We start from the raw sequence: 16,071 nt of genomic DNA, 5'->3' as shown, positions 1-16,071 counted from the left end.
CTTAGCCAAGCACTTTGCGACGCCGGGCGGTTGCTGCGAGATATCCTGCGGGGCACAATCTTCCGCGAATTCGAGGCGACGCGCCCCGTGGCTGCGCAGGCTCGGTCCTCGCATGCCGCGACCCCCGTCCGCTCGGGGCGTGCAGGGGCCGCGGTGCCCGCAATCTTCGCGCGTTCTACAGGCAATTCCTCGGCTACCCGTCAGCGGCGCCCACCGAAGTCCGGCCCCGGCGGATCGCTGCCCGTGATCGACGATCCGGCGTTCAGTTCCGGTCCGCGGTGAGGGCGGTGATCACCGCGCGGAAGTCCTCGGTCTGGAAGGAGAGGTCTTCCGCGGTCGTCGCGTAATCCAGGGTGGCCAGCACCGCGCGTTCCAAGTGCAGGTTCAGCAGACGCTTGGTGCTCTCGACCGCTTGGCGCGGCAGTTCGAGGATGCGTTTCGCGCAGGCCAGCGCCTCGGTGCGCGGGTCGGCGACGACATGGTTGACCAGCCCCATCTCACGAGCCCGCTCGGCCGGGATCCTCGCGCCGGTGAGCGCGTATTCCTTGGCCAGCAGCAAGCTGGTGTGCAGCGGCCAGGTCAGCGGTCCACCGTCCGCGGCGACCAGGCCCACCTGGACGTGCGGGTCCTTCAGGTACGCGGTCTCGGCGATGTACGCGACGTCGCTCAGCGCGACCAGGCTGCACCCCAGTCCGACCGCGGGGCCGTTCACCGCCGCGATCACCGGCACCCGGCAGCGGGCCATGCCCAGCACGATGTCGCGGCCGTGCGCGATCGTCTCGGCCCGTAAGTCGGCGTCGCGGCCCAGCTCGGCGAGATAGGCGAAATCCCCGCCCGCGGAGAACGCCTTGCCCGCGCCGGTGAGCACCGCGACGCGTGCCGCACGGTCGTCGGAGAGCCGGGGCCAGAGGCGGGCCAGCCCGGTGTGCAGGTCGTCGTTGACGGCGTTGAGCGCGTCGGGCCGGTTGAGCGTGACGATCCGGATCGGTCCGTCGGCTTCGACGTGGATCTCTTCCGGCAGGTCGTACATGGTCAGACTCCTAATCCGAGGATGCGCGAGGCGATGATGTTCTTCTGGATCTGCGAGGTGCCGCCCATGACGCTCTGCGCGCGGCTGTAGAAGTAGCTGCCGAGCAGTTCGGTGTCGTCCGTGCCGCCGACGGCCAGCGCCGCGTGCCCGACCGACTGGTCGACCCAGGTCATGAGCAGTTTGTCGAGTGAGCCGTCCGGCCCGTGCACCACCCCGTCCAGCTGTTCGGACAGCCGTCGGCGCACGTGCAGGCGCAGCATCTCGGTCTGCACCGCCGCCCAGGCCAGTTCCTCCGGAACGGGGCCGTCGAACCGGGCGGCCAACTGTCGCACCAGTTTTCCGTAGCGGGCCGCGTAACCCAGCGTCGACGGCTCGCGTTCGTGCCCGACGACGGTCATCGCCAGCTTCCAGCCGTCACCGGGTTCGCCCACCATCTGATCGGCGGGCACCGTCGCGCCGTCGAAGAACACCTGCCCGAACTCCCGGGTGACGCCGCTGATCATGGCCAGCGGCCGTTGCCGCACGCCGGGCTGGTCCATGGCGATCACGAACGCCGAGATGCCTTTGTGCCGTGGCGCGTCCGGGTCGGTCCTGGCCAGCAGCAGGCACCAGTCGGCGACGTCGGAGTAGCTGGTCCAGATCTTGTGACCGTGCACCACGTAGTGGTCGCCCTCGCGGGTCGCGGTGGTGCGCAGTGAGGCGAGGTCGGATCCCGCGCCCGGCTCGCTGAAACCCTGGCACCAGCGCTGAGTGCCGTCGATCATGCCGGGCAGGAAGCGCTGCTGTAGTTCCTTACCGCCGTGGCGGCCCAGACCCTGCACGAGATATCCGAGGCTGGGCCGCGGCGGCGCCCCGGCGAGCGCGAGTTCCTCGTCCACGATCACGTCGTAGACCGGGGGCAGCTCGTGGCCGCCGAACTCTTTCGGCCAGGACGATCCGAAGAAACCGGCCGCGTACAGCGCTCGATGCCACTCGCCCTGGCGGGCCCAGTAGTCGTCGCCCGAGGTCGGGAACTGCCCAGCCGTTTCAGCCAGCCAAGCGCGCAGCCGGGAACGGAACTCGGCCTCCTGCGGTGCGTCACGAAAGTCCAAGGTCGATCTCCTCCAGACGGACGGGGAACAGTTCGGTCGAGACCAGCGCCCGCCGCAGATAGACGTGGGCGAGGCACTCCCAGGTGTTGCCGATACCGCCGTGCACCTGGATCGAGGTCTCGCAGACGGTGCGGGCCGCCCGTGCGGTGTAGACCTTGGCGATGCGCGCGGCCCGCAGCGCTTGTGCCGCAGTCAGTTCGTCGACGGCCCAGGCCGCGTGCCGCAGTACGCTGATCGCCCCTTCGATCAGCGCTCGGTTCTCGGCCAGCAGATGCGCCACCGCCTGGTACGACCCGATCGCGCGGCCGTACTGCTCGCGCACCTTCGCGTAGCCGACCGCGAGATCCTGCGCGCCACGGGCGACCCCGAGCAGATCGGCGGTGGTCGCGGTGACGGCGAGCGCGTGCCACCGGATGGCCTCATCGGCCGACAGCTCTCCGATCTGCCGACGTTCGTCCGCCACCGCCGCGGTCCGCCGGGTCAGGTCCGCGCCGGGCAGCGTTGCGCCCACCGGTGCGGCAGCGACCTGCTCGCCGATGACGAGCAGCGCCGATTCGCTGCCGCGTGCGTCGATGGCACGGTCACCGATCGCGATGGTCCCGTGGCTGTCGGCGCCGAGTCGACCGCACAGGTCGTCGGCCAGCACCGGCCCGAGAAAGGCCACGTCCACCAGCCCGCGGCCGAATTCCTCGGCCACGATCGCGACCTCGACACCGGAGGCGCCGTCGGTGCGCAGGGCTCGCCATCCGGTGGCGGCCACAGCGCGCTCCAAGCGCGCCCGGCGGCTCTCGTCGTCGAGTTCGGCCACCGAGCCCGGGCCGAGGTCGTCGGCCAACTTCGCGGCGGCGTCGCGCAATTGCCGCTGTTCACCGGTCAGACGGACGTCCATAGCGCTCCTTGAGTACTCGGCGCAGCACCTTGCCCGAGGGCAGGCGCGGGATCTCGGGGACGAACACGACGCGGCGCGGGCGCTTGTAGGTGGCCAGGCGCTCGCCCACCAACGCGATCAGCTCGTCCGCGGTCACCGCCTCGGCGCCGGACACCGCCGCGATGACCGCCTCGCCGTCCGCGGCGTCGGGCACCCCGAACACGGCGCAGTCGGAAACGTTCGGGTGGCCGTGCAGGACGGCCTCGATCTCGGCGGGCGCCACTTGGAAGCCGCGCACCTTGATCATTTCCTTGGCCCGGTCGGTGAGCCGGATCCAGCCTTCCTCGTCGACGTAGCCGACATCGCCGGTGCGGTACCAGCCGTCGTCGAAGGCGCGGGCGGTCTCCTCGGCGGGCAGGTAGCCGGCCATCACCGACTCCGCGCGGCATTGGATCTCACCGATCTCCGTGGGCGGCAGAGGTTCTCCGGTGTCCAGCGCGACCACCCGGACACGCACCCCTGGCGCGGCCTTGCCGACCGTGTCCAGCCGCGCGCCCGCGAGCGGGTTGCACGCGATCACCGGCAGTTCGCTCGCGCCGTAGGCGGGCAGCCAGCGCACTCCGGTACGCCGGGTGACGGCCTCGGCCACCGCGACGGTCACCGGAGTGGCGCCCCACATGATGTAGCGCAGCGAACTCAAATCGTAGGACTCGAGATCCGGGTGCCCGGCGAGGGCGAGGGCGATCGGCGCGACCGCCATCTCGATGGTGATCCGATCGTCCTGGATGCAACCGAGCATGGTCTCCAGGTCGAAGCGGCGGTGCAGCCGCATCCAGGCACCCGCGCGCAGCGCGGTCACGATGTTCAGCAGACCGAGGATGTGCGAGGGCGGCGTGGCGATCTGGATACGGTCGGTGGCGGTGAGGCCGAGCACCTGCGCCCACTGGCGCACCGCGACCGTCAGCGACGCGTGCGTGTGCCGCACCGCCTTCGGCATCCCGGTGGTCCCGGAGCTGAACACCAGCACGGCGTCCGAAGCCGGGTCGGGCGCCGCGCCGCTGCCGTGCGCGGGGGCGATCGGGGCGTCCAGGTGCCGCATCGGCAGCAACGCGGCCAGCACCGGACTGTCGCCGATCCCATGACGCGGCCCGGTGACCGCCACCGCGTGGGCGACTTCGTCGCGCTTGTACGCCGGGCTGATCAGGACCGCCGCGGCGCCCAGCCGCCAGATGGCCAGCACGGCGACGACGAACTCCGGCCGGTTCGAGGACATCAGCGCCACCCGGTCGCCCGCGCGCACGCCGCCGTCGGCCAGTTCGGCCGCCAGACCGGCCGCGAGGTCGGCGAGCTCGGTCCTGGTGTAGGCCCGCCCCTCGAAAACGAGTGCGCTCGAAGCGGTGGTCGAGGACATTGAGAGATCCCGTCTCGTGAGTGAGAATATAATTCTCATTCGGATAGAATCTTCATACCAGGAGGACACGGTTCATGGCGAGACCCTCTTTGTTCCAGCGCGCGACCGTGACCCGCATCGTGAAGGAGAGCGCCGACGCGCGCACGTTCGTGCTCGCGCCGCACGACGGGCCGATCGCCTACCGCGCCGGGCAGTTCTGCACGTTCAAGATCGCCGTGAACGGAACGGAGCTGCTGCGGTCGTATTCGATGTCCAGCGCGCCGGAGACCGACGGCGAGCTGATGACGACCGTGAAGCGAGTGCCGGGCGGGGCGGTGTCGAACTGGATGCACGACAACCTGTCCGAGGGCGACGAGGTGGAGATGACGAAGGCCGCGGGCCGATTCTGCCTGCGCGAGACCGACGTGCCGCTGCTGGGCTTCAGCGGCGGCAGCGGTATCACGCCGATCCTGTCGCTCACCAAGTGCGCGCTGGCCGGCACGCGGCGGCGGGTCCGGCTGCTGTGCGCGGACCGCGACGCCGATTCGATGATCTTCGAAGCGGCCTTGGCCGACCTGGCCCGGCGCCACCCCGGCCGACTCGAGGTGGTCCGGCACCTGGACAGCGACGGCGGATTCCTGGACCCCGCGGCGGTGCGCGCCTTCGTCGGCGCCGACGGCCATGCCGATCACTACGTCTGCGGGCCGGAGGCTTTCATGGAGCTGGTCGAACTGGCGCTGCCGGGTCCAGGCCTTGTCTTCAGCGAGCGCTTCGGTGCGCCTGCGCCGATTCCCGCCTCCGTGGACGACGTCCCGGGCGAGAGCCCGGCACCGACTGACAGCGTGACCCGCCCCGCGACAGCCCCTTCCGCCGCCGACGCGGCAGGCACCGTGACGATAATCCTCAACGGCAGGAAGAAGACGGTGCCACGCAAGAACGGCGAGACGCTGCTGGAGAGCGCACGCCGAGGAGGGCTGACGCCGCCGTTCTCCTGCGAGGCGGGCAACTGCGCCACCTGCATCGCCAAGGTGACCGCGGGAAGCGCGAGCCTGCGCCAGAACAACGCGCTGACCGACGACGAACTCGATGACGGCTATGTGCTCACCTGCCAGGCCGTCCCGGACACCGACTCGATCACCGTCGACTACGAGTGAGCGACGAGGCGAGTCCCGCGCAGTCGGGTTCCGCCTCGACACCGGCTGTGCCGCCGCGGCACCCGACTGCGCTGCCCGACAGCCGACTGCGCTGCCCCGACATCGCGGCTGGGCTGTCCCGACACCCGACTGCGCCCTCGGCGTGGGACGAGCGCGCCGCGTCGAATCGGCCCGCGCATGCGGCGCACAGTGAGCGATTTACGCAGCGTCACAGCATGATTCGCGGTCGAGTCCACACGTCCACGATCGGTCTACACGTTCGGCACGCGCGCCCGGACGACACCTGCGACGGGGAAAATAACGGCCGGGCCGCGGGCGACCGCGGGGCGCGGGGGGTGTCGATGCTGGTGCCGGCCTCCCCCACCGAATCCGGTGTCGCGCTGTCAGCCCCCGTGCTGGCCCAGCCGAGGCGGCGGCGCGTACTGCGGCTCATAGCCCGCGATCCGGATCGGGCTGCCGACGAGCCGGAACTCCCCCGCCGTCACCACGGCCTCCGGGCTTGCCTCCAGCGCCTCCGGCAGGTCACGGACCGCGGCGGCGGGAATTCCGAGCGGGCGCAGCCGCGCTTCCCATCCGGTCGCGGTGTCGGCCGCGAGGGCGGCGGTCACCGCGGCCAGTACCTCCACGCGACGGGCGACCCGGTCGGCCATCAGCTCGAATCCGTCGACGCCGGCCTCCGCGGCGAAGGTCTTCCAGAAGCCGTCGTGGGTCACGAACAGCGCGAGATAACCGTCGGCGGTCGGGAAGATCTGCGCGGGAACGTAATACGAGTGCGCCCCGAACGGGCGGCGCTGCGGCCGCTTGCCCTCGTTGAGGTAGGCGGCCGCGTGGTAGTTCAGTTGCGAGAGCATGACCTCGTACAGCGACACGTCGATCTGGCCGCCGCGACCGGACACGATCTGGGCCAGCAGTCCGAGCGCGGCCGTCAGACCGGTCGAATTGTCCGCCGAGGAGTATCCCGGCAGCGTCGGCGGGCCCGCCGGATCACCGGTGAGAGCGGCGATCCCGGCCGCCGCCTGGATCACGTAGTCGAAGGCCGGATCGTCCCCGCCGTACAGGCCGTAGCCGGTGATCGCGACGCACACGATCTTCTCGTTCCACCGGCGCAGCCCGTCGTAGGTGAGACCGAGCCGCCGGATCGCCGAGGGTTTGAGGTTCACCAGCAGCGCGTGCGACCCGGCGACGAGTTCGCCGAGCCGCGCCCGGCCGTGCTCGCTGCCCAACTCGACGCGGACACTGCGTTTGCCGCGGTTCAGGCTCGCGAAGTAGCTGTCGCTCACCCGACGGGAGATGTCGCCGCCCGCCGGTTCCAGTTTGGTGACCTCCGCGCCCAGGTCGGCGAGCATCATCGTGGCGTAGGGACCGGCCAGCATGGTGCCGACCTCCAGGATCCGGATCCCGGCCAGCGGCCCGGAGCCCGTAGGGCTCACCGCAACTCCTCGGCCAGTTCGGCGATCATCTCCCGGGTGCGGCGCTTGGACGCCACCAGTTCGTCGCGGGTCTCCCCGATCGGCAGCAGGCGCACCGAGATGTCCGTGGCACCCGCCTCCGCGTAGCGGCGCAGCCCGGCCGCGATCTGCGCCTCGTCGCCTGCCAAGCACAGATCGCCGATGTCACGGGCGTCGCCCTGGTCCAGCAATCGTTGATAGTTCGGCGAGATCTCCGCCTCGCCCAGGATGCGATTGGCCCGCTCGCGCGCCTCGTCCACTCGGCCGGGCTCGCACAGGCACACCGGCAGCCCGGCGACCACCCGCGGAGCGGCCCGGCCCGCATCGGCCGCCGCTTTGGCGATCTTCGGCACGACGTGGTCGGCGATCGCGCGCTCGTCGGCCATCCAGAGCACGGTGCCGTCGGCCTGCTCGCCCGCGATGCGCAGCATCACCGGTCCCAGGGCGGCAATCAGCACCGGCACCGGGGCCACCGGTCCGAGATCGAGCGGATTGTGCACGGTGAACGTCTCGTTTTCCACGTCCACCGAACCCGGTCCGCGCAGTCCCGCGTTCAGCACCTCGAGATAGTCGCGGGTGTAGGCGGCCGGTTTGTCGTAGGGCAGGCCGAGCATGTCCCGCACGATCCAGTGATGCGACGGCCCGACCCCCAGCGCCAGCCTGCCCCCGGCCGCGGCGTGCGCCGAGAGTGCTTGCCGCGCCATAGCGATCGGATGCTGTGCTTGCAGGGGCACGACCGCGGTGCCCAACTCGATCCGCGAGGTGCGCAGCCCCATCGCGGCGATCGTGATCAGCGCGTCGAAATCGGTGGGGATCTGCGGGATCCACGCCGTGTCCATTCCCGCGGACTCGGCCCACTCGATGTCGCGCAGCATCCGTTCGAGCTTGCGCCCGGAGTCCCCTTTCTCCGGCCCGATCATCACTCCGACGCGCACGATTCCTCCAAGCTGTGTCGATTCGGCCCGCGGCCGGTCATGAGGCCGGGTGCTCGGTCAACGCGCGGATCTCGGTGACGAGCGTCTCCAGCGGAGTGCTCGTCGGAAACACCGCGGCCGCACCGGCTTCCAGCAGTCGCGGCACGTCCGCCTGCGGGATGGTGCCGCCGACGACGACCGCGATGTCGCCCGCGTCGGCGGCGCGCAGCGCATCCACCACCCGCGTGGTGAGCGCGACGTGCGCGCCGGAGAGGATGCTCAGGCCGACGACGGCCACGTCCTCTTGCAGCGCGATGGCGACGATGTCCTCGACACGCTGCCGGATCCCGGTGTAGATGACCTCGAACCCGGCGTCGCGCAACGTGCGGGCGACGATCTTGGCGCCGCGGTCGTGCCCGTCCAGACCGGGTTTGGCGACCAGTACGCGGGCGGGCATCAGAAGACCACCGGCTGCTGGAACTCGCCCCACACCGACTTCAGCGCGGCGGTCATCTCGCCGACCGTGCAGTAGGCGTTGGCGCAATCGATGAGGCGGTGCATGAGGTTCTCGTCTCCTTCCGCGGCGCGCGACAGGGCTGCGAGGCTGTCGCGGACGGTTGCGGCGTCGCGCTCGGATCGCACACGCGCCAGTCGCTTCAACTGCCGTTCGCGCCCGTCGGCGTCGAGTTCGTAGGTGCCGATGTCCGGTGCGGGCTCGTCGGAGACGAACGTGTTCACCCCGACCACCGGGCGTTCGCCCGACTCCACCGCCTGGTGCAGCCGGTAGGCCTCGTCGGCGATCAGGCCCTGCAGGTAACCGTCCTCGATGCAGCGCACCATGCCGCCGTGCTGCTCCAGATCGCGCATGATCTCGACGATCTTGGCCTCGGTGGCGTCGGTGAGCGCCTCGACGAAGTAGGAGCCGCCGAGCGGGTCGGCCACCCGGGTCACCCCGGTCTCGTAGGCGAGCACCTGCTGGGTGCGCAGCGCCAGCGTGGCGGATTCCTCGCTGGGCAGCGCGAACGGCTCGTCCCACGCGGCGGTGAACATCGACTGCACGCCGCCGAGCACCGAGGCCAGCGCCTCGTAGGCGACGCGCACCAGATTGTTCTGCGCCTGCGGCGCGTAGAGCGAGGCGCCGCCGGCCACGCAGCCGAAACGGAACATCGACGCTTTGTCGGTGCTCGCGCCGTACCGCTCGCGCACGATGGTGGCCCAGCGGCGGCGTCCGGCCCGGTATTTCGCGATCTCCTCGAAGAAGTCGCCGTGCGTGTAGAAGAAGAACGAGATCTGCGGGGCGAACTGATCGATCGTCATCCGGCCGCGTTCGATCACGGTGTCGCAGTAGGTGACGCCGTCGGCCAGCGTGAAGGCCATCTCCTGCACGGCATTCGCACCGGCGTCGCGAAAGTGCGCACCCGCCACCGAGATCGCGTTGAAACGCGGCACCTCGGCCGCGCAGAACTCGATGGTGTCGGCGATCAGGCGCAGCGACGGCTCCGGCGGCCAGATCCAGGTGCCGCGCGAGGCGTACTCCTTGAGGATGTCGTTCTGGATCGTGCCGGTGAGTTTCGCGCGCGGCACGCCCTTCTTCTCCGCGGCGGCCACGTAGAAGGCCAGCAGAATCGCGGCGGTGCCGTTGATGGTGAAGCTGGTGCTGATCCGGTCCAGCGGGATGCCGTCGAAGAGCACCTCGGCGTCGGCGAGGGTGTCCACCGCGACACCGACCCTGCCGACCTCCTCGCTCACTTCCGGGTCGTCGGAGTCGTATCCGCACTGGGTGGGCAGATCGAGCGCGACCGAGAGCCCGGTACCGCCCTGCTCCAGCAGGTAGCGATAGCGGCGGTTGGACTCCTCGGCGGTACCGAAGCCGGAGTACTGCCGGAACGTCCACAACCGTCCCCGGTAACCGGTGGCGAAGTTGCCGCGGGTGAAGGGGTAGGAGCCCGGCGCGGGTGGGTCACCGCGCCGCGCGTCCGGTCCGTAGCTCGGCTCCAGCGGGATGCCGGACGAGGTCTGCACTTGGTTGTTCATCGTTGAATACGGTACTTGCGAAAAAGGAGAATGCCAATACCATGCAGGTGGCAGGAGCCGGCCGAACCGCGCGCGACGACCGAGGAGAACGATGTCCGACCAGGACCGACAGCTGACCGATCGCACCGTGGTGGTGTCCGGAGCGAGCCGCGGCATCGGATTGGCGATCGCCCTCGCCGCCGCCGAAGCGGGCGCCAACGTGGTGCTGCTGGCCAAGACCGCCCAACCGCACCCCCGCCTGCCCGGCACCGTCCATACCGCGGCCGCCGAAGTGGAAGCCGCGGGCGGGCGAGCCGCCGCCGTGGTCGGGGACGTGCGCAACGAAGCGGACGTGCGGCGCGTGGTCGAGACCGCCGTGCAGCGGTTCGGCGGCATCGATGTCTGCGTGCACAACGCCAGCGCGATCGCCACCGATCCGACCGAACGCCTGTCGATCAAGAAGTTCGATTTGATGCAGGACATCAACATTCGTGGCATGTTCTTGCTGACCCAGGCCTGCCTGCCGTTTCTGCGTGACTCGGCCAACCCGCACGTGCTGACCATCGCGCCGCCGGTCAACCTCAACCCGCGCTGGCTCGGCGCCCACCCGGCCTACACCCTCGCCAAGTACGGGATGACCCTGCTGTCCCAGGGCTGGGCGGCCGAATTCGGCGACGCCGGAATCGGTTTCAACTGCCTGTGGCCGCAGACCTATATCGCCACCTCGGCGGTCGCCAACCTGGCCGACGGCGAGCGGCAGCTCGCCTCCGCCCGCAGTCCGCGGATCATGGCCGACGCCGCCCTCGCGATCATGACCCGGCCCGCGAAAGAGGTCACCGGCAACTGCTTCATCGACGCGGACGCGTTGTCGTTGTACGCCGGGATCGATGATCTGTCCAGGTACGGCGGCGGCGAAAACCCCACGCCGGACTTGTTTCTGGACTGAGCGGACACTCCGCGGCGCTATATCCCGATGGCGTGCCTCGTCGCGACTCGCACTTCGCCGGGATGAATGGGCCGGTCGGTCGTGAACAGCGGCCGCGCGGAGCCACCGTGCCGGACGGCGACGATCTCGGCCCCGATCGCGACGGCCGTCTCCTCGGGCGTCTGACCGCCCAGCTCGAGGCCGATCGGCGAGTGCAGCCGCCCCATTTCCTCCTCGGCGAGCCCGGCGGCGCGCAACCGGAGCCTGCGGTCCTGGTCGGCCCGGCGTGACCCCATCGCGCCCACATAGGCCACCGGCAGGCGCAGCGCTTCGGTGAGCACCGGAATATCGAACTTGGGATCATGGGTCAAGACGCAGATCACCGTGCGCGCGTCGACCTGGGTGCGCCGCAAATACCGGTCCGGCCATTCCCGGACCACTTCGTCGGCGTCCGGCATCCGGGCGTGGTCGGCGAATGCCGGGCGGGCCTCGCATACGGTGACGCGGTATCCCAGCAGTCGGCCGACACTGCACAGCGCGGTGGAGAAATCGGTGGCGCCGAAGATCAGCATGCGCGGCGCGGGCGCGAAGGACTCGACGAACACCGTGCGCTCCCGGTCCGCGCATCCCACGACGCGAACGCCGGTCACGCCGGCGTCGAGCATCGCGCGCGCCTGCCGCACCACCGCGTGATCGAAGTCCGCGCCGGTCGCGGTCTCGGGCCCGAGCGCGACCACCGCACTGGAGGTCAAGTCGCGAACGAATGTCATCGGACCGCTCGGATCGAGCGCGGCCTCGACGGCCGGATACTCCGCGGGCGTGATGCGATGCACGAAGATCTCCAGTTCTCCGCCGCAGGTCAAACCGACGGCGAAGGCGTCGGCGTCGCTGTAGCCGAACGTCCGGCGGACGGGCTCGCCGGATTCGAGCACCTCCCGGCACAACTCGTAGACCGCACCCTCCACGCACCCGCCCGACAGGCTGCCGCGCACATTCCCCGACCCGTCCACCGCCATGGTCGCCCCGGCCGGCCGGGGTGCGCTGCCGGTCACGCGCACCACAGTGGCGAGCACGTATGCGGCGTTCGCGGCATGCCAGCGCAACAGATGCGCGGCGAGTTCTCGCATGATGAACCCTCTCGGCGATCGTCGGCCCCGCCTGGAGCCCACTTCGACGCCCGGCGTTTTCACCCGACCAAGCGGCGAGAATGTTATTCTCGCCCAATACTAGCGCCATACTCATTTTTGACATAGACGGAATTGACAGCGTGCGAATCTCGATGCTAAACACGTGCTCAGCATTCGCGAGCGGCACGCGGCCGGCACCCCGGCCCGCGGGCCGATCCGACGCCCGGCCTCCGGCCGCGGCACCGGGCACGAGGTCCGGCCGCGTCGAGGGCGACGAGGACCCCGCGGGCGCGCCTGCGGGTGCCCGAGGTGAACGGAGGATCAACCGGATGACATCGACCAGGCCGCCCAACGCCCAGTCCGGCCCGCACTCTCTGCGAGCGCACCCATGACCCAGACCGAACCCACCACCACGACCGGCGTCGTCGGCACCCGGGTGCCACGGATCGAGGACGCGCGCTTGGTGACCGGCGCGGGAACCTTCGTCGACGACGTGACCCGCCCCGGCATGGCCCACGCGTGCTTCGTCCGCAGCCCACTCCCCCGCGCGGCGATCGGTGCGATCGATGTGTCCGGTGCGCTGGAATTGGACGGCGTGCTCGCCGTCTATACCGCCGCGGACCTCAATTCCGGCGTGCACGAGATCTCCTACGCGCTCGACATCGTCGGCTTCCCGCCGGTGCCCCGGCCGCCGCTGGCCGAGGAGGAGGTCCGCTTCGTCGGCGACCCGGTGGCCTTGGTGATCGCGGTCGACCGGTACGTGGCCGAAGACGCCGCCGAACTGGTGGTCATCGATTACGAGCCGCTGGAACCGGTGGTCGACTACGTCACCGCGGCGGACTCGCCGAACCTGGTGCACGCCGGATTCGCGGGGAACTCCGCGGGCGAGATGGGCGGGCGCCCAGCCGCCGATCTGGCGCCGCTGTTCGATTCGGCCGCGCATGTGGTGCGGCAGACGATCTTTCAGCAGGCGTATCTGCCGGTCCCGCTGGAGACCCGCGGGATCGTCGCGGACTGGTCGGCGCCGACGGCGGAGATGACGATCTGGAGTTCCACCCAGTCACCGCACGAGGTGCGCGGATTCTGCGCCCGGCTGCTCGGCATCGACGAGCATCAGGTGCGTGTCATCGCCCGTGACACCGGCGGCGGATTCGGCCTCAAGCAGGTCCCGCTGCGCGAGGACGCCTGCATCCTGCTGGCCGCCCGCAAACTCGGCACCGCGGTGAAGTGGATCGAGGACCGCCAAGAGAACCTGATGGCCGCGGGTATGTCGCGCCACGAGCACGCCGATGCACGGATGGCGTTCGACGCCGAAGGCACCATCCTCGCCGCCGCCATCGATCATGTGCAGAACGTGGGCGCTTATCCGACGCCGTCGCCGCTCACCGGCGGCGTCGTGGTCGGGTTGCTGTTCCCTGGACCGTACCGGATCAGAGACGCCTCCTTCACCGCTAAATTCTTGTACTCCAACACCGTCGGCCGCCTGGCCTACCGAGGGCCGTGGCAGTTCGAATCGGTGGCCCGCGAAATCCTGCTCGACCACGCCGCCCGGCAGATCGGCATCGATCCGATCGAGCTGCGCAGGCGGAACATGCTGCGCCGCGACGAGTTGCCCTGGGCGAACCCGAACGGCATGACCTTCGACAACATCTCGCCGCTGGAGACGCTCGAGCAGGCGGTCGAGTTGCTGGACTACGAGGGCTTCCGCAAGCAGCAGCGCGAAGCTCGCGCCGATGGCCGCTACCTCGGCGTAGGCACCTGCACCTATGTGGAGCCGACTACCGGCGGCAGCCCGTTCCTGAGCACCGAGGGCGCCACCATCCGCATCGAGCCGTCCGGCAAGGTGAACGTCTACGTCGCGGGCGGCTCGGCAGGCAACAGCCTGGAGACCACGGTCGTCCAGCTGACCGCGGACGCACTGGGGGCCGAGCTGGCCGATGTGCGAACCATCCAGGGAGACACCGCGATCACGCCATTCGGCGGTGGCACCGGCGGCAGCCGGTCCGGCTCGATGACCGCGGGAGCGATCGACCGGACGGCATCGATTCTGCGGGAACGTATCCTGGCCATCGCCGCCCACCGGCTGGGCGCGAGTCCCGACGACATCGAGTTCAGCCGTAGCCGGGCCACCGTCCGCGGGGCGCCGGACAAGGTGCTCTCACTGGCCGAGATCGCCGAAATCGCGTACTTCCAGGCCGACTCGCTGCCGCCCGGGGTATCGCCAGGGCTGGAGGCCAGCGGACGGTACAAGACCCCGCAGCTGGCGATCTGGGCCAACGCCACCCACGTGTGCACCTGTGAGGTCGACATCGACACCGGGGAGGTGAAGTTGCTGCGCTACATCGTCAGCGAGGACTGCGGTCCGATGATCAATCCCAATGTCGTCGAGGGCCAGATCTACGGCGGCACCGTGCAGGGCATCGGCGGCGCGCTCTACGAGCATCTCGCCTACGACGAGAGCGGCAATCCGGTGGCGACCACCTTCTTGGACTATCTGCTGCCCACGGCGACCGAAGCGCCGACGATCGAGTTGGGGCACATCGAGACCCCGAGCCCGGGACCCGGCAATTTCAAAGGCGTCGGCGAGGGCGGGGCCATCGGGGCCACCCCGGCCGTTCTCAACGCCGTCATCGACGCGCTCGCGCCGTTCGGGGTGGAGATCTCGAAACTGCCCCTCTCCCCGGCCACGATCGTGGCACTGCTGGACGAGGCGCGCGCCGCCGGAAAGGGTCCGGCATGAAACCGGCGGCCTTCGAGTACCACGCACCCGCGACCGCGGCCGAGGCCGTCGCCCTCCTGGCCGAACTGGGCGACGAGGCCAAGATCATCGCGGGCGGGCAGAGCCTCGTGCCGATGCTGGCGTTGCGGCTGGCCGTATTCGAGCATCTGGTCGACCTCCGGCGCGTGGACGAGCTGCGCGGCATCGAAACCCGCCCGGATGCGGTCCGGATCGGCGCCGGGACGACGCACGCCGCGGTCGGCCGGTCCGAGGACGTCCGCCGGGGTGCGCCGTTGCTCGCACGGGCCACACCGCTCATCGGGCACTTCCAGATCCGCAACCGGGGCACGATCGGCGGCGCGATCGCGCACGCCGACGCCGCGGCCGAATACCCTGTCGTGGCGCTGACGCTCGACGCCGACATCGAGACGCTCTCCCCACGCGGACGGCGCACCATCCCGGCATCCGCGTTCTTCACCGGCATGTGGACCACCGATCTGGAGCAGGACGAGATGGTCACCGGGATCGTCTTCCCGGTCTGGCACGGGCGGTGCGGCTTCGCTATCGAGGAATTCACCCGCCGCAGTGGAGATTTCGCGATGGCGGGCGCCGCGGTGGCGGTCCGGCTGGACGCGGACTCGCGCGTTGAGCGGTGCGCGATCGGCTTGTTCGGTCTGGCGCCGACCCCGCTGCGGGCAACCGGGACCGAAGCCGGGCTGATCGGTCGCCCCGCCGAGGCGACACAGGCCGAGGAGATCGGCCGGAGCGCGACCGCCGGATTGGACGCGGTCTCGTCGGATGTGCACGGCTCCGCCGACTACCGGCGCCGAGTCGGAGCGGCGATGGTGGCGCGCGCATGGCGACGCGCCGTAGAGGAGGCCCGCAATGACTGACGTCGACATCGAGGTGCGCATCAACGGCGCCCTCCGCCGGGACCGCGTGCCGCCCCGGCTGACCCTGGCCGACTACCTGCGCGACAAGTGCGGCCTCACCGGCACCCACCTCGGGTGCGAGCACGGCGTGTGCGGCGCCTGCACGATCATGCTCGACGGGCAGGCGGTGCGTGCCTGTCTGGTGTTCGCCGTGCAAGCCGACGGCGCCGAACTGACCACCGTCGAAGGCATCGCCGGACCCGACGGCGAACTCTCGCCGGTGCAGGCGGCCTTCCGCGCGGAGCACGGGCTCCAGTGCGGATTCTGCACTCCCGGCTTCATCGTGTCCGCCACCGCCTTCCTGCGCGACAACCCGGACCCCACCGAGACCGAGATCCGCGAGGGCATCTCCGGGAACCTGTGCCGCTGCACCGGATATCAGGGCATCGTCCGGGCGGTCCGCGCCGCCGCCGACTCGGCGAACGCCGAGACGCCCACCGCGCCGCAGGCGTGACCACCG

Annotated in this window: 14 protein-coding genes; 5 read left to right on the top strand and 9 right to left on the bottom strand. The window is 70.2% G+C overall.

Features of this window, described 5'->3' with window-relative positions:
- Positions 1 to 262 precede the first annotated feature (262 nt).
- From IU450_RS25210 to IU450_RS25195, 4 genes are read right to left on the bottom strand one after another with little or no spacing between them, the layout of a single operon-like run.
- Entirely contained in the window at positions 263 to 1,030 is a 768-nt protein-coding gene (locus IU450_RS25210; protein ID WP_195152231.1) for an enoyl-CoA hydratase/isomerase family protein, read from the bottom strand.
- Between the two features lie 2 nt (positions 1,031 to 1,032).
- Positions 1,033 to 2,121, bottom strand: coding sequence for an acyl-CoA dehydrogenase family protein (locus IU450_RS25205; RefSeq protein ID WP_195152230.1), 1,089 nt, complete (start codon positions 2,119 to 2,121; stop codon positions 1,033 to 1,035).
- Complete coding sequence (locus IU450_RS25200) at positions 2,108 to 3,010, bottom strand: acyl-CoA dehydrogenase family protein (RefSeq protein WP_195152229.1); 903 nt, start codon at positions 3,008 to 3,010, stop codon at positions 2,108 to 2,110. The genes IU450_RS25205 and IU450_RS25200 overlap by 14 nt, the downstream gene beginning before the upstream one ends.
- Positions 2,988 to 4,400 carry a class I adenylate-forming enzyme family protein gene (locus IU450_RS25195; protein WP_195152228.1) on the bottom strand — a complete coding sequence of 471 codons (1,413 nt, stop codon included), beginning with the start codon at positions 4,398 to 4,400 and terminating at the stop codon, positions 2,988 to 2,990. The genes IU450_RS25200 and IU450_RS25195 overlap by 23 nt, the downstream gene beginning before the upstream one ends.
- Before the next feature lie 74 nt (positions 4,401 to 4,474).
- Here IU450_RS25195 and IU450_RS25190 point away from each other — a divergent pair, with 74 nt between their 5' ends.
- Positions 4,475 to 5,533 (top strand): ferredoxin--NADP reductase, encoded by a 1,059-nt coding sequence (locus IU450_RS25190; RefSeq protein WP_195152227.1) that lies wholly within the window; start codon positions 4,475 to 4,477, stop codon positions 5,531 to 5,533.
- A gap of 383 nt (positions 5,534 to 5,916) precedes the next feature.
- On the opposite strand, the gene IU450_RS25185 is transcribed toward IU450_RS25190, so the two are convergent.
- From IU450_RS25185 to IU450_RS25170, 4 genes are read right to left on the bottom strand one after another with little or no spacing between them, the layout of a single operon-like run.
- Positions 5,917 to 6,963, bottom strand: a complete 1,047-nt coding sequence (locus IU450_RS25185) for a CaiB/BaiF CoA transferase family protein (protein WP_195152226.1) — start codon at positions 6,961 to 6,963, stop codon at positions 5,917 to 5,919.
- A complete protein-coding gene (locus tag IU450_RS25180) occupies positions 6,960 to 7,916 on the bottom strand; it encodes a TIGR03564 family F420-dependent LLM class oxidoreductase (RefSeq protein ID WP_195152225.1) in 957 nt (318 codons plus the stop codon). The genes IU450_RS25185 and IU450_RS25180 overlap by 4 nt, the downstream gene beginning before the upstream one ends.
- Positions 7,917 to 7,953: 37 nt before the next feature.
- The gene (locus IU450_RS25175; protein WP_195152224.1) at positions 7,954 to 8,352 is read right to left on the bottom strand and encodes a cobalamin B12-binding domain-containing protein; all 399 of its coding nucleotides are present in this window, start codon (positions 8,350 to 8,352) and stop codon (positions 7,954 to 7,956) included.
- The gene (locus tag IU450_RS25170; RefSeq protein WP_195152223.1) at positions 8,352 to 9,929 is read right to left on the bottom strand and encodes a methylmalonyl-CoA mutase family protein; all 1,578 of its coding nucleotides are present in this window, start codon (positions 9,927 to 9,929) and stop codon (positions 8,352 to 8,354) included. Before IU450_RS25170 ends, IU450_RS25175 begins: the two co-directional genes overlap by 1 nt.
- Before the next feature lie 91 nt (positions 9,930 to 10,020).
- On the opposite strand from IU450_RS25170, the gene IU450_RS25165 reads away from it, so the two are divergent.
- Entirely contained in the window at positions 10,021 to 10,854 is an 834-nt protein-coding gene (locus IU450_RS25165; RefSeq protein WP_195152222.1) for an SDR family oxidoreductase, read from the top strand.
- Between the two features lie 17 nt (positions 10,855 to 10,871).
- Here the strand turns inward: IU450_RS25165 and IU450_RS25160 are convergent, their stop codons facing one another.
- A complete protein-coding gene (locus IU450_RS25160; RefSeq protein ID WP_195152221.1) occupies positions 10,872 to 11,960 on the bottom strand; it encodes an XdhC family protein in 1,089 nt (362 codons plus the stop codon).
- 388 nt (positions 11,961 to 12,348) lie between these two features.
- Between IU450_RS25160 and IU450_RS25155 the strand changes: the two genes are divergently transcribed.
- From IU450_RS25155 to IU450_RS25145, 3 genes are read left to right on the top strand one after another with little or no spacing between them, the layout of a single operon-like run.
- A complete protein-coding gene (locus tag IU450_RS25155) occupies positions 12,349 to 14,700 on the top strand; it encodes a xanthine dehydrogenase family protein molybdopterin-binding subunit (protein ID WP_195152220.1) in 2,352 nt (783 codons plus the stop codon).
- Positions 14,697 to 15,572 (top strand): FAD binding domain-containing protein, encoded by an 876-nt coding sequence (locus IU450_RS25150; protein ID WP_195152219.1) that lies wholly within the window; start codon positions 14,697 to 14,699, stop codon positions 15,570 to 15,572. Before IU450_RS25155 ends, IU450_RS25150 begins: the two co-directional genes overlap by 4 nt.
- The gene (locus IU450_RS25145; protein WP_195152218.1) at positions 15,565 to 16,065 is read left to right on the top strand and encodes a (2Fe-2S)-binding protein; all 501 of its coding nucleotides are present in this window, start codon (positions 15,565 to 15,567) and stop codon (positions 16,063 to 16,065) included. The genes IU450_RS25150 and IU450_RS25145 overlap by 8 nt, the downstream gene beginning before the upstream one ends.
- The last annotated feature ends 6 nt before the right edge of the window (positions 16,066 to 16,071 follow it).

This window comes from Nocardia abscessus (assembly GCF_015477775.1).
Lineage (GTDB): Bacteria > Actinomycetota > Actinomycetes > Mycobacteriales > Mycobacteriaceae > Nocardia > Nocardia abscessus_A.
The sequence above is the reverse complement of the archived record's forward strand: the minus strand, read 5'-3'. Positions and strand labels throughout refer to the sequence as shown.

Bases quoted from the DNA above. Each gene is read 5' to 3' on its own strand.
- IU450_RS25210 (WP_195152231.1), bottom strand. From the start codon at position 1,030: ATGTACGACCTGCCGGAAGAGATCCACGTCGAAGCCGACGGACCGATC.
- IU450_RS25170 (WP_195152223.1), bottom strand. From the start codon at position 9,929: ATGAACAACCAAGTGCAGACCTCGTCCGGCATCCCGCTGGAGCCGAGC.
- IU450_RS25165 (WP_195152222.1), top strand. From the start codon at position 10,021: ATGTCCGACCAGGACCGACAGCTGACCGATCGCACCGTGGTGGTGTCC.
- IU450_RS25195 (WP_195152228.1), bottom strand. From the start codon at position 4,400: ATGTCCTCGACCACCGCTTCGAGCGCACTCGTTTTCGAGGGGCGGGCC.
- IU450_RS25190 (WP_195152227.1), top strand. From the start codon at position 4,475: ATGGCGAGACCCTCTTTGTTCCAGCGCGCGACCGTGACCCGCATCGTG.
- IU450_RS25160 (WP_195152221.1), bottom strand. From the start codon at position 11,960: ATGCGAGAACTCGCCGCGCATCTGTTGCGCTGGCATGCCGCGAACGCC.
- IU450_RS25150 (WP_195152219.1), top strand. From the start codon at position 14,697: ATGAAACCGGCGGCCTTCGAGTACCACGCACCCGCGACCGCGGCCGAG.
- IU450_RS25155 (WP_195152220.1), top strand. From the start codon at position 12,349: ATGACCCAGACCGAACCCACCACCACGACCGGCGTCGTCGGCACCCGG.
- IU450_RS25145 (WP_195152218.1), top strand. From the start codon at position 15,565: ATGACTGACGTCGACATCGAGGTGCGCATCAACGGCGCCCTCCGCCGG.
- IU450_RS25175 (WP_195152224.1), bottom strand. From the start codon at position 8,352: ATGCCCGCCCGCGTACTGGTCGCCAAACCCGGTCTGGACGGGCACGAC.
- IU450_RS25200 (WP_195152229.1), bottom strand. From the start codon at position 3,010: ATGGACGTCCGTCTGACCGGTGAACAGCGGCAATTGCGCGACGCCGCC.